The sequence below is a fragment of the Trujillonella humicola genome (genome assembly GCF_046233715.1).
In the GTDB taxonomy this organism is placed as follows: Bacteria; Actinomycetota; Actinomycetes; order Mycobacteriales; family Geodermatophilaceae; genus Trujillonella; species Trujillonella humicola.
In genome coordinates this window covers 45,415-58,026 of sequence record NZ_JBJNRJ010000007.1, presented here as the reverse complement: position 1 = coordinate 58,026, position 12,612 = coordinate 45,415, and the positions used below count along the sequence as shown (strand labels likewise).

Here is a 12,612-nt window from a genome sequence, read left to right as displayed (position 1 = left end):
GCCCCCCCCCCCCGCCCCCCACCCGCGGGGGGCCGGGGGCGGGCCGGGCGCCGGCCCCCCCCCCCAACTCCTCCGGTCAGGCCGGGGTCATCGAGGGCAACGCGTGGGTGCGCGGCGCCAGCCGCCAGGCGGCCCAGGCCGGCAGGCCACCGGCCCACGCCTCGCCGTCGTCGGTGCGCCGGCCGTCACCGTGCAGCACCGGCAGCCCCCGCACCCGCTGTACGCCGTACGCCACCATGCCCAGCTTCAGCGCCAGTCCCCGCCGGCGGTGCCGGGGCGCGACGTACACCTGGTGGGCCAGCCCGCTGCCTGTCCACCAGCGCAGCGCGGCGACCTGCTGCCCGCCGCCGACCCCGGCGGCCCGGGCCTCGGCGGCCGTCAGCACGGTCCCCTCCGGGAAGCGGTGGTCCGAGAAGGCGACCAGGGTGGTCGCCGGGAGTGCGGCGGTGGGCTCGGGGAGCTCGACGTACCAGAGCAGCGGGACGCCGGGCAGCGCCGCCTCGGCCGCGTGCACCCGGCCCCCGTCGGCGCCGGCCTGCACCGCGAGCACCCAGCCGGCCGGTCGGGGACCCGGCGGGTGGTCGACGACGCTGCCGGCCGGGAACCCGTCCCCCAGCGAGGCGACCCACCACCGCCGCGGCGGCAGGCCCGGCTCCTCCTCGACGGGGAACCGGGCCCACCAGCCGGTCAGCGGGCCGTCAGCCACGCTGCTCGCGGGACCGGCGGCGCAGCAGCAGGACCAGGAAGAACACCAGCGCGGTGAACAGGACGCCGAAGCCGACCAGCCCGACCTGCAGGTAGTTCGTGCTGCTCTGCGGCTCCAGGTCCGGTCCCGCCTCGAGGGCCGGGGCGGCGATCGCCGTCGGTCGCGCGGAGGTGGGACCGGTCGACGCCGTGGACGGCGCCGGGGCGGCCGCGGAGCTCGGCGCCGCGGTCGGCTCGGCGACGGGTGCGGCGGCGGGAGCACCGGCCCCACCGGTCACCGGCCGCGCCACGCCGGTGCCGGTGCCGGTGCCGGTGCCGGTGCCCGTGCCGGTGCCGGTGCCGGTGCCGGTGCCGGTGCCGGTGCCGGAGCCGGTCCCGCCGGTGCCGGCGGGCGCAGGGGCGGGGGCCGGGGCCGACGAGGGCGGGGCCGGCGCCACGGCGGTCGGCGGCACGGTGGTCGGCGGGGTCGTGCCGGTGCCCGTGGTCGGCGGGGTGCTCGTCGGCGGGGTGCTCGTCGGCGGGGTGCTCGTCGGCGGGGTGGCGGGGCTCAGCGCCAGCTCGACCGTGGTCTCGGCGATCCGGTCCCAGGTCCCGGTCCCGGCATCCCACGGGCTGCCCAGCTCGACGTCGGCCGTCGCGGGCTCGTAGCCCGCCGGCGCGGTCACCGGCTCGAGCGTCCAGGTGCCGGGCAGCAGGCAGCCGGTGTGCGTCAGGACGCCGTCCTCGCCGCTGGTCGCGACCGCCAGGCTCTCCGGGTCCACGTCGCCGGGCCCGGAGCCCTCCGCCGGCAGCGGGACGTCCGCGGCCGGGAGCGAGGCGGCGGGGTCGGGCTCGGCGACCGTCTGCTCCCCGCCGTCGCGGGCCACGATCGTCGGCGGGGTCTCGACGCCCAGCAGCAGCAGGACCGGGGGGAGCTCGAACGGCGGCAGCTCCAGGGGGCCCTCGCCGTCCTCCCCGCCGTCGGCCGGCTCGCCGGCCTGGCAGTCGTCGGTCGTCACCGAGTCCGGCCGGTGGCGGTAGTCCGGCCCGTTCAGGGTGTACGCCGCGCCGGCGAGCGGGTCCCCGGTCCCCTCGTCGACGACCGTGGTGACGACGGCCGTGGAGAACAGCGAGTCGTTCGCGATGACGAAGTGCTGGGGCGGCGGGCAACCGCGGAAGATGCAGAAGAAGTCGCCGTCCATGGTGAACGTGCCGAGGACGCCGCCGGCGGGCGCGAGCCCCGGCACGGTCGTGACCTGCTCGATGACGTAGGTGCCGTCGGGGAGGGCGACCTGCGACGTGCCCTCGGGGACCTCGGAGACCTCGCCCGCCTCGGCCGTGGTCACGGTGCACCGGCCGGTCGGGTCGGTCACGCAGACGGCGGCGAGGTCGTCCCCGCCCTCCGCGGCGACGTCGCGGAAGGCGACGAGCGCACCGCTCAGGTCCAGGTCGGCGGGGGCCGTCCCGGCGGGGACGACGGAGACGGTCAGCGGGTCGCCGCCCAGGGTCTTGCCGACCCCGAAGTCCGCCACCAGGTCCTCGGCCGAGAGCTCGGTCGGGACCCAGCGCTCGAGCGCCTCGCCGGGCGTCACCTGGTCGACGGCGTCGGGGACGTGCAGGACGGCGTTCCCGGTCGCCGGGGCCTCGTCGGCGAGCGCGGCGGGCGCCGTCACGCCGGAGGCCACCAGCAGACCCATCCCGAGGGCCGAGCCGCGGGCCGTCCTCCGCTGCAGCAGGCGGGGGACGCGGGGTGCGGTGCTCGTGGGCGCCGGCATGGGGGAACTCCTCGGGAGGTCTCCCGTCGACCGTCGGCGGGAGCCGGCGGCAGCCTCCCCAGGGACGGCCGCCGGGAGGGCCGCGGACGGCCGGACACGCCGTCCCCACCTCGGCGGACGCCTCGGGTCCCCCGGCAGTCACAGCAGTCGAACGTGACCGTCCGGTATCCGCGGAGGGGGGGGGGGGGGGGGGCGGGCCCCCGCCGGGCGCCCCCCCCCCCCCCCCCCCCCCCCCCGGGGGCGGGGCCCGCGCGCCCCGCCCGGCCGTAACCCGGGGCGGGTACCGGGGCGCCACCCCCCACCGGATCACCTCCGCACTCAGCCGACGCCGAGGTCGCGGGCGATGAGCATCCGCTGCACCTCGCTGGTGCCCTCGCCGATCTCGAGGATCTTGGCGTCGCGGTAGAAGCGGCCGACCGGGAACTCGTTCATGAACCCGTAGCCGCCGTGCACCTGGGCGGCGTAGCGGGCGTTCTCCATCGCGACCTCGGAGCTGTAGAGCTTGGCGACCGACGCCTCGCGCTTGAACGGCTCGCCGCGCAGCATCTTCTCCGCCGCCCGGTAGTAGGCCAGCCGCGCGGTGGAGGCCCGCACCTCCATGTCGGCGATCATGAACTGGATGGCCTGGTTGGCCCCGATCGGCCGGCCGAACGCCTCGCGCTCGCCCGCGTACTTCACCGACTCGTCGACGCACCCCTGGGCGAGCCCCACCGACAGCGCGGAGATGGCGATCCGGCCCTCGTCGAGGATCGACAGGAACTGCGCGTAGCCGCGGCCCCGCTCCCCCACCAGGTTCCCGGCCGGCACGCGGACGTCGGTGAAGGACAGCTCGCGGGTGTCGGACGCGTTCCAGCCGACCTTGGAGTACCGCTTGCCGACGACGAACCCGGGAGTGCCCGACGGGATCGCGATCGCCGAGATCTCCTTGCCGCCGTCGGGGCGGGTGCCGGTCACCGCGGTCACGGTGACCAGCTCGGTCAGCTCGGTGCCGGAGTTGGTGATGAACGACTTGCTGCCGTTCACCACCCACTCGTCGCCGTCGAGGCGGGCGGTGGTGCGCGTGGCGCCGGCGTCCGACCCGCCGCCGGCCTCGGTCAGCCCGAAGGCGGCCAGCGCCTCCCCCGAGCACAGCCGGGGCAGCCAGGCCCGCTTCTGCTCCTCGGTGCCGAACCGGTGGATCGGCATCGCGCCGAGGGAGACCCCGGCCTCCAGCGTGATCGCGACCGAGCTGTCGACGCGCGCGAGCTCCTCCAACGCCACGCACAGGTCGAAGTAGGTGCCGCCACCCCCGCCGTACTCCTCGGGGAAGGGCAGGCCGAACAGCCCGAGCTCGCCCATCTGCCGCACGATGGCGGTGGGGAACTGGTCGCGCTCGTAGAACTCCCCGATCTGCGGGGCGACCACGTCCCGGGCGAACTCCCGGACGGTCGTCCGCAGCGCCTCGGTCTCCTCGTCGAGCCGGTAGTCCAGCACCGATCTCACTCCCCCTCGGTGGGCGCCGAGGCGGTGGCCGGGGTCTCCGGCACCACCACGGCCACCCGCTCGTCCAGCCGGACCGGTCGGCCCGCCGTCACCGGGAGCTCGGTGACCGTCCCCGCGATCGGGGCGGTCAGCACGTGCTCCATCTTCATCGCCTCGACCACCAGCAGCGGGGTCCCGGCCTCGACCACGTCCCCGACCGCGGCGCGGACGACGGTCACCGTGCCGGGCATCGGGGCCGTCACCACCCCACCCCCGCCGCCGCCCTCGACGGCCGCGTGCAGCCGCTCGTGCTCCCGCAGTGCCACGGTGTGCCCGCCGCGGGCGAGCCACACCGTGCCGCCGTCGTGCGCGACCAGCCAGCGGGTCGTGGTCCCGTCCAGGCCGACGGTGAGCTCGTCCCCGTCGCGCGCGGCGGAGGCGCGCACCGGATCGGCGTCCCCGACGCGGACCTCCGCGTCCGCCGCGCGACCGCGCACGCGCACCTCGACCGGCTCGCCCCCGGTCGCCTGCAGCCGGCGCGGGGTCCAGGCGGGCTCCCCCAGCCGCCAGCCGCCGGGCACCTCCCAGGGGTCGACGACGGCACCGCGCGGCTCGGCCTCCAGCTGCAGGGCCAGCGCGGCCGCGGCGTGCACCCCGGCCGGCGGCTCCCCGCCGTCGGTCAGCGCCGCGCCGCGCCGCTCGATCAGCCCGGTGTCGAGCCGGCCCGCGGCGACGTCGGGGTCGGCGAGCAGCGCGCGCAAGAAGGCGGTGTTGGTGGGGACGCCGAGCACCTGGGTGCCCTCCAGCGCCGCGAGCAGCCGCGTGCGGGCGGTCTCCCGGTCCGGGCCCCAGGCGACGACCTTCGCCAGCATCGGGTCGTAGTCGGTGCCGACGACCGAGCCCGGCACGAGCGACCCGTCCACCCGCACCCCGGGGCCGGCCGGCTCGCGCAGCCCCAGCACGGTGCCGCTCTGCGGCAGGAAGCCGCGCGCCGGGTCCTCGGCGTAGACCCGCGCCTCGATGGCGTGCCCGGTCAAGCGGACGCCGTCCTGGTCGAAGGGCAGCGGTTCCCCGGCGGCCACCCGCACCTGCAGCTCGACCAGGTCCAGCCCGGTGACGGCCTCGGTGACCGGGTGCTCGACCTGCAGCCGGGTGTTCATCTCGAGGAAGAAGAAGTCGTCCGGGCACTCGGCGTCCACGATGAACTCGACGGTGCCCGCCCCCGTGTAGCCGACGGCCCGGGCGGCCTCGACCGCCGCCGCGCCCATGCTCGCGCGCCGGGCCGGGGACAGCAGCGGCGACGGCGCCTCCTCGATCACCTTCTGGTGCCGGCGCTGCAGGCTGCACTCGCGCTCGCCGAGGTGGACGACGGTGCCGTGGGTGTCGCCGAGCACCTGCACCTCGACGTGCCGGGCGGCGCCGACGTAGCGCTCCACCAGCAGGGTGTCGTCGCCGAACGAGCCCCGGGCCTCGCGGCGGGCGGCGGAGATCTGCTCGGCCAGCTCGGCCTCGCCGCGGACCACCCGCATGCCCTTGCCGCCGCCGCCGGCCGAGGGCTTGAGCAGCACCGGGAAGCCGATCTCGACCGCGGCCGCGGCGACCGCGTCGTCGTCCATCCCGGGCTCCGTGCGGCCGGGCACCACCGGCACGCCGGCGGCCACGACGGTCTGCTTGGCCCGGATCTTGTCGGCCATCGCCTCGATCGCGTCGACCGGCGGGCCGATGAACACCAGCCCCGCCGCGGCGCAGGCCCGCGCGAACTCGACGTTCTCGGACAGGAACCCGTAGCCGGGGTGGACCGCCTGCGCGCCGGTGCGGCGGGCGGCGTCGAGCACCCGCTCGATCGACAGGTAGCTCTCCGCGGCCGGGGCGGGGCCGAGCCGGACGGCGACGTCGGCGACCCGGGTGTGCAGCGCCCCGGCGTCGGCGTCGCTGTGCACGGCGACCGAGCGGATGCCCATCGCGCGCAGCGTGCGGATCACCCGGACGGCGATCTCGCCCCGGTTGGCCACGAGGACGGTCTGGAACACCGCGCTCACCCCTTCCCGCCGAAGTGGCCACTCCGGCGGATCGGCCGGCGGCACCACCCGCCGAAGTGGCCACTTCGGCGGGACGAGCGGCGGTCACATGCGGAAGACGCCATAGCCGACCTCCTCCAGGGGCGCGTTCGCGCACGCCGACAGGGCCAGTCCGAGCACGGTGCGGGTCTGCGATGGGTCGATGACGCCGTCGTCCCACAGCCGGGCGGTGGCGTAGTAGGGGTGCCCCTGGGTCTCGTACTGCTCCCGGATCGGCGCCGTGAACGCCTCCTCCGCCTCGGCCGGCCACTCCTCGCCGCGGGCCTCGAGGCCCTCCCGGCGCACGGTGGCCAGCACCGAGGCCGCCTGCTCGCCGCCCATGACCGAGATGCGGGCGTTGGGCCAGGTGAACAGGAACCGGGGCGAGTAGGCCCGGCCGCACATCGAGTAGTTCCCGGCCCCGAACGACCCGCCGATCACCACGGTCAGCTTCGGCACCCGGGCGCAGGCCACGGCGGTGACCATCTTCGCGCCGTGCTTGGCGATGCCGGCGGCCTCGTAGTCGCGGCCGACCATGAACCCGGTGATGTTCTGCAGGAACAGCAGCGGGATCGACCGGCGGTCGCACAGCTCGATGAAGTGCGCGCCCTTGAGCGCCGACTCGCCGAACAGGACGCCGTTGTTGGCGACGATCCCGACCGGGTGCCCGTGCAGCCGGGCGAAGCCGGTGACCAGCGTGGGCCCGTACAGCGGCTTGAACTCGGCGAAGCGGCTGCCGTCGACCAGCCGGGCGATCACCTCGCGCACGTCGTAGGGGGTGCGCGGGTCCGGCGGCACCACCTCGTACAGCGACTCCGGCGGGTGCACCGGCTCGCAGACCGGCTCGACGTCCCACGGCCGCGGCGCGCGCGGGCCCAGGGTGCCGACGATCTGGCGCAGCAGCTGCAGGGCGTGCGCGTCGTCCTCGGCCAGGTGGTCGGTCACCCCGCTGACCCGGGAGTGCAGGTCGCCGCCGCCCAGCTCCTCGGCGGTGACGACCTCGCCGGTCGCCGCCTTCACCAGTGGCGGCCCGCCGAGGAAGATCGTGCCCTGCTCGCGGACGATCACCGCCTCGTCGCTCATCGCCGGCACGTACGCGCCGCCGGCGGTGCACGACCCGAGGACGGCGGCCAGCTGCGGGATGCCGGCCTTCGACATCGTCGCCTGGTTGTAGAAGATCCGGCCGAAGTGCTCCCGGTCGGGGAACACCTCGTCCTGCAGCGGCAGGAACGCCCCGCCGGAGTCGACGAGGTACAGGCAGGGCAGCCGGTTGTGCAGCGCCACCTCCTGTGCACGCAGGTGCTTCTTCACCGTCATCGGGTAGTAGGTGCCGCCCTTGACGGTGGCGTCGTTGGCCACCACCACGCACTCGCGGCCGGCCACCCGCCCGATGCCGGTGACGATGCCGGCCCCGGGCGCGTCGCCGTCGTACATGCCGTGCGCGGCCAGCGGCGACAGCTCCAGGAACGGGCTGCCCGGGTCGAGCAGGGCGTCGACCCGCTCCCTCGGCAGCAGCTTCCCGCGCTCGACGTGCCGGGCCCGCGCCCGCTCACCGCCGCCCCCGGCGGCGCGCGCGAGCTGCGCCCGCAGGTCCTCGGCGAGCGCGCGGTGCGCCGCAGCGAAGCGGGAGGCGGCCTCGGGATCGGGCGGTGCGGTGCGGCTCAGCACGGGGGCGTCCACGGCCGCGATGTTAACGACGGTTCACCGCAGGGGTCAACGGCGGTTAACATCTGCGCCGTGACGGGGTCCGACACGCAGGCCGACACCGCGCTGCACGGCGACGCCACCCGGCCCTCGCGCCGGGAGCAGATCCTGCGGGCGGCCGCCCAGCTGTTCGCCGAGCGCGGCTCGCGCGCCGTCGGCGTGGACGACGTCGGGGCCGCGGTCGGCGTGACCGGCCCGGCGATCTACCGCCACTTCGCCAGCAAGGACGCGATGCTGGCCGAGATGCTGCTGCGGATCAGCGAGCGGCTGCTGGCCGGCGGCACGGCGGAGGTCGCCGCGGCCGGGCCCGACCCGCTGGCGCAACTGCGGGCGCTGATCGCCTTCCAGGTGGACTTCGCGCTGGACAACCCTGCGCTCATCACGGTGCAGGACCGCGACCTGCCGAACCTGCCCGCGGCCGACGCGCACGAGGTCCGCCGGCTGCAGCGCCGCTACGTCGAGGTGTGGGTCGGCGTGCTGGCCGCCCTCCACCCGGACGCCGGCGCCGAGGCGTGCCGGGCGCGGGCACACGCGGTGTTCGGGCTGGTGAACTCCACCCCGCACAGCGGCGGGCGGGTGCGCCGGCCCGCGATGGCCGCGCTGCTCACCGCGATGGCCGAGGCCGCCGCGACGTCCCCGGCACAGGAAGCACTACGCACGTCCTGGCGTCCCGGACGTGCGTAGAGCTTCCTGTGCCTCAGGGGGTCGGGTCGGGCATCTCCAAGGCCAGCGCGGTGGCGGCGACGCGGTCCAGGTCCGGCGCGGAGCCCTCCGCCTCCACCCAGTCGGTCTCCACGATCCGCACGGTGGTGCCCCCGACGGCGCTGGCGTACTGGCGCGAGCGCGTGAACCCGTCGGGCCCGCCGGGATAGCCCACGCCCTCGAGGAGCAGGTCGTTGACGTTGCCGCTCCCGCTGGTGTCGGCCAGCGCCCGCAGCGCGTCGGCCAGGCCCTCCTGCCCCATGTCCACGACCGCGATGGAGACGACGACGTCGCGGCCGTCGACCTGTGTGGACCACAGCGCCCGCGTCATCCCGGCGCAGTCGGTGCGCGCGAAGAAGTCGGCCACCGACCCGTAGGCGTGGTCGGCGCAGCCGTCGTCGGCCTGCAGGTGCTCCAGCGTGAAGGGGATGCCGTCCAGGGTGGCCTGCGCGCCGACGGCGGGACCGGCGTCGTCGCCGGGGGCCGCGCTCGACGGGAGCGGCGTGGTGTCGGCCTGCTCGTCGCCGGCGTCCTCGCCGCCGCCGCCCAGGACGACGACCAGGCCCAGCACGACGAGCAGCACCACCAGCGCCGCCCCGCCGCCGAGCAGGGCCAGCCGCCGGGTGCGGTCGGGCCGGCGGCGCGCCACCACCCGCGGCGTCCCGGGCGGCCGCGCCGCCGGCGGGTGCTCCACCGCGGCGCCCGGCCCGGCCGGCCACTCGCTCTGCGGCCGGTCCAGCAGCGGCGTCCCGCGGTGCGGTGCGGTCACGGTCGGGCCGACCAGCGTCGCCGGCTGGGCAGCCGGCGCGGACCGGGCACTGGAATCGGTGTGCTCGGCTCCGGCGAACAGCCCGCCGATGCCGCCGGTCTCGTCGGTGGTCGGGTGCTCCGCGGGCTCGGCGGCCGGCGGGGCCTGTCCGGTCACCGGGCCGGGTGCGTACGCCGCCGCCCGGTGTGCCGCGGCGGCCTCGTCCGCGCGGATGGCGGCCACCGCGACCGCGGCCGCCGCGGCCGGATCGACCCGGGGCCCGCCGGGCGTGGGCGCCACGAAGCCGCCGGTGACCGGCGCGGCGGGGACCGGAGCGGCCGTGGCGACCGGGACGGCCGCGACCGGGACGGCCGCGACCGGGACGGCGGCGACCGGCACGACCGCCGGAGCCGCGGGCAGGGCCGGTGGCGCGGGCGGCGCGACGGAGGCCGCGTTCATCGCCGCCGGGGTGAGCAGTTCCCGCTTGCGCAGGACGTACGGCGAGTAGGGGAAACCCTCGCCGTTGAGCTCCTCGACCGACGGGCCGCGGCCGGGGACGCCGAGGACCTCCAGGGCCGCGCGCACGTCGGCGGTCGTCCAGAGGCGGGGGTTGCCGACGCCGGCGTAGCGGGCCGCCCGGGCCACACCCAGCAGCAGCGACCGCGGCTCCAGGAGCGCGACCTGGTCGCCCTCGCCCAGGTCGCCGTCGGCCGGGACCAGCCCGGTGAGGTCGCCGACGAGCACGGTCAGCCGGGCGATGCGGCCCGGTTCGAGGCCGGCGGACCGGAGCCGGACGGCGGCCTCCATGCCCGCGCGCATCAACCCGTCCAGCGGCGAGGAGCCGCCGCCGGCGATCTGCAGCACCTCGCCGGGCCGGGCGTCGGGCGCGATGCTCCAGGCTCCCTCGGGCACCGCCGTCACGACGCCGTGCTGCTTGGGGACCTCGGCGATCCGGACCACGGCCAGACCCTCGGGGACGAACAGCACCGCGTCGGAGATGCGGCGGTCCATCGGCCCGTCGACCAGGGGCAGGGACGCCACGACCGCCGAGCGGACGGCCCCGCCGGTGTCCCAGCGGGTCAGCTCGGCGAACAGGGCACGCTCCCCCGCCGTCTGCAGCGGCTCGGGGGTGAGGGCCAGCACGTCGTCGTCCTCCGGGGCGGTTCGGATTCGGGGCGCCGCTTCCGGGCGCCGCGGGCACGGGGGGCTCGGCCGCCCGGCGGGGTCGGACCGACGCTACGTCACGTGACGGGCCGGTCCGGTACTCAGCGCAGCGACGCGCCGCTCACCGGAACGGCCGACTCGCTGTCCGTGCCGGCCGGCTCGACCGGTCGCCGCCACCCCGCGAACCAGGCGCTGCGGGTGACGACGTCCAGCGCGCTCCACAGCGCCGTGAAGGAGGCGACCACCAGCGTGACCGACTCCCAGGACCAGTTCCACGGCGGCAGCAGGCCGGCGGCGTCCTGCAGCCACCCGGCCCCGTAGACCGCCACCGCGGTGACCGGCCCGGCGCTCCAGCCCGGCAGCCGGTGGGTGACCGCCAGGTCGACGCACACGGCGCCGACCAGCAGCACCAGCGGCAGCACCGAGGCGGGGAAGCCCATCCCGACCAGCGCCAGCCACATGACCGCGCGGTAGGCGAGGTAGGTGCCGACGATGGTCGTGGCGGTGAACCGCAGGCCCACCACCTTGCGCGCGGCGACCAGGGAGAGCAGGCCGGCGCACAGCAACCACGCCGGGTGCACCCAGGAGGGCACCGGCAGCATGAACATGGTCGGGGTCTGGCCCTGCGAGGCGGCGAAGTCCAGCAGCTGCTGCTCGGCCGTGGTGTTCCCCGCCTCGTAGGCGCGCAGCGACAGGACGCCGTACTCCTGGTGCTGGTTGGGGAAGACGACGTTCTCGACGAAGAACAGCCACAGCCCCAGCGACACCAGGTCGCGCACCCGGCCCGGCGCCGCGTACAGCCACCAGCCGCGGATGGCACCGGCCAGCATGATCGCCGTCCCGATGTAGAGCAGGGCATGGCTGGGACTCCAGCTCGTGATGTCCAGCCCGTTGATGCGGTGGTTGACGATGTCGATCGGGACGGCGACCAGGAAGGTCGCGATGCCGGCCTGCATCAGGCGCAGCGCGCGGCGGTCCACGCCGTGGCCGGTGTAGCTGTGGAACACCACCAGCGCGACGACGACGGCGGTGCCGGCGGAGTTGAGCAGGTGCGGCGGCGCGAGGTCGTCGCGCAGCCACTTGAAGTGCCAGGAGACGTCCCACGACGACCCGAGCATCTTGAGCAGGAAGGCGCCCAGCCACGCGCTGTAGATCCAGCGCAGCTCCTGCTCGCCGGTCGGCCGGCCCGGGCGGCCCGGGGTCGTGTAGGCCGACCACAGCCACCGCAGCGTCGCCACCGGGCGGCGGGTGGCGGCGGACAGCGAGCCGGGGGCCGCGGGCGCGGTCGTCGGGCTGGGCACGGAGGTGCTCCCTGCAGATCGGGGTGGGGGCACGGCGGAGCCTAACGGCGGGGGACCGACGATCCGACCCTCCGAGTGGCCCGGGAGCGGCGCATGCGGTAGGCGCGGCCGGGCGAGGCGGGCGGGACGGACGGGACGTAGGGTTCGCGTCCGTGGCGGAGAGCGCGGGGCACCTGGTCTGGATCGACTGCGAGATGACCGGGCTGGACCTCGGCACGGACAAGCTCATCGAGGTCGCCGTCCTGGTCACCGACTCCGACCTGAACGTGCTCGACCCGGGGCTGGACCTGGTGATCCACGCCGACGACGACGCGCTCGCCGGGATGGTCGACGTCGTCACCGAGATGCACGCCAAGTCGGGGCTGACCGAGGCCGTCCGCGCCTCCACGCTGACCGTGGCCGAGGCCGAGCAGCAGGTGCTGGCCTACGTGAAGCGCTTCGTGCCCGAACGGCGGACGGCGCCGCTGTGCGGCAACTCGATCGGCACCGACCGCGGGTTCCTGGCCCGCGACATGCCCGAGCTCGACGACCACCTGCACTACCGGATGGTCGACGTCTCCTCGGTCAAGGAGCTGGCCCGGCGGTGGTTCCCCCGGGTCTACTTCGCCCAGCCGCCCAAGGGCCTGGCCCACCGCGCGCTGGCCGACATCATCGAGTCGGTGCGCGAGCTCGCCTACTACCGGAAGACGCTGTTCGTCGACGGCTCCGGCCCGTCCTCGGCGCGGGCCCAGGCCGCGGCCGGCGAGGTCACCGAGGCCTTCGCCGCCGTCCTCGCCGCCGGGGACGCCACCGCTCCGCCCGCCGCGTCGGAGGGCTGAGCGGCTCGGGTATCGTTGCTCCGGTTCCCGGGGCGCGCGTGCCGCGGGGGCGCACGGTGGGTGTAGCTCAGCTGGTAGAGCACCAGGTTGTGATCCTGGGTGTCGCGGGTTCGAGCCCCGTCACTCACCCCACGTGGTGGAGGCCCTGGTCGGTTCGCCGACCAGGGCCTTCGTCCGTTCCGGCGCCGGCTGCGGCGT

Annotated in this window: 9 protein-coding genes and 1 tRNA gene; 3 read left to right on the top strand and 7 right to left on the bottom strand. The window is 76.4% G+C overall.

Annotated features, from left to right (window positions below; translation table 11 throughout):
• Window positions 1-76: 76 nt before the first annotated feature.
• From ACK586_RS05870 to ACK586_RS05850, 5 genes are all read right to left on the bottom strand, one after another.
• Window positions 77-706 (bottom strand): hypothetical protein, encoded by a 630-nt coding sequence (locus ACK586_RS05870; RefSeq protein ID WP_409329520.1) that lies wholly within the window; start codon window positions 704-706, stop codon window positions 77-79.
• Window positions 699-2,459 (bottom strand): hypothetical protein, encoded by a 1,761-nt coding sequence (locus ACK586_RS05865; RefSeq protein ID WP_409329519.1) that lies wholly within the window; start codon window positions 2,457-2,459, stop codon window positions 699-701. The genes ACK586_RS05870 and ACK586_RS05865 overlap by 8 nt, the downstream gene beginning before the upstream one ends.
• Window positions 2,460-2,777: 318 nt before the next feature.
• Window positions 2,778-3,932 carry an acyl-CoA dehydrogenase family protein gene (locus ACK586_RS05860; protein WP_409329518.1) on the bottom strand — a complete coding sequence of 385 codons (1,155 nt, stop codon included), beginning with the start codon at window positions 3,930-3,932 and terminating at the stop codon, window positions 2,778-2,780.
• Between the two features lie 5 nt (window positions 3,933-3,937).
• Window positions 3,938-5,950 carry an ATP-binding protein gene (locus ACK586_RS05855; RefSeq protein ID WP_409329517.1) on the bottom strand — a complete coding sequence of 671 codons (2,013 nt, stop codon included), beginning with the start codon at window positions 5,948-5,950 and terminating at the stop codon, window positions 3,938-3,940.
• A 93-nt stretch (window positions 5,951-6,043) separates the two neighbouring features.
• Window positions 6,044-7,657 carry a carboxyl transferase domain-containing protein gene (locus ACK586_RS05850; RefSeq protein ID WP_409329516.1) on the bottom strand — a complete coding sequence of 538 codons (1,614 nt, stop codon included), beginning with the start codon at window positions 7,655-7,657 and terminating at the stop codon, window positions 6,044-6,046.
• A gap of 57 nt (window positions 7,658-7,714) precedes the next feature.
• Between ACK586_RS05850 and ACK586_RS05845 the strand changes: the two genes are divergently transcribed.
• Window positions 7,715-8,365 (top strand): SACE_7040 family transcriptional regulator, encoded by a 651-nt coding sequence (locus ACK586_RS05845; protein ID WP_409329515.1) that lies wholly within the window; start codon window positions 7,715-7,717, stop codon window positions 8,363-8,365.
• 13 nt (window positions 8,366-8,378) lie between these two features.
• Here the strand turns inward: ACK586_RS05845 and ACK586_RS05840 are convergent, their stop codons facing one another.
• Both ACK586_RS05840 and ACK586_RS05835 read right to left on the bottom strand, forming a co-directional pair.
• On the bottom strand, window positions 8,379-10,274 hold the full coding sequence (locus ACK586_RS05840) for a hypothetical protein (protein WP_409329514.1): 1,896 nt from the start codon (window positions 10,272-10,274) through the stop codon (window positions 8,379-8,381).
• Window positions 10,275-10,396: 122 nt separating this feature from the next.
• Window positions 10,397-11,596: a hypothetical protein gene (locus ACK586_RS05835; RefSeq protein WP_409329513.1), complete on the bottom strand. Its 1,200-nt coding sequence runs from the start codon at window positions 11,594-11,596 to the stop codon at window positions 10,397-10,399.
• Between the two features lie 152 nt (window positions 11,597-11,748).
• Here ACK586_RS05835 and orn point away from each other — a divergent pair, with 152 nt between their 5' ends.
• Window positions 11,749-12,414, top strand: coding sequence for an oligoribonuclease (gene orn, locus ACK586_RS05830; RefSeq protein ID WP_409329512.1), 666 nt, complete (start codon window positions 11,749-11,751; stop codon window positions 12,412-12,414).
• Between the two features lie 56 nt (window positions 12,415-12,470).
• A tRNA-His gene (locus tag ACK586_RS05825) sits at window positions 12,471-12,546 on the top strand.
• The last annotated feature ends 66 nt before the right edge of the window (window positions 12,547-12,612 follow it).

What these genes read in the sequence shown, in the direction of transcription:
- ACK586_RS05865 (WP_409329519.1), bottom strand. Translation starts at nt 2,459, where the DNA reads ATGCCGGCGCCCACGAGCACCGCACCCCGCGTCCCCCGCCTGCTGCAG.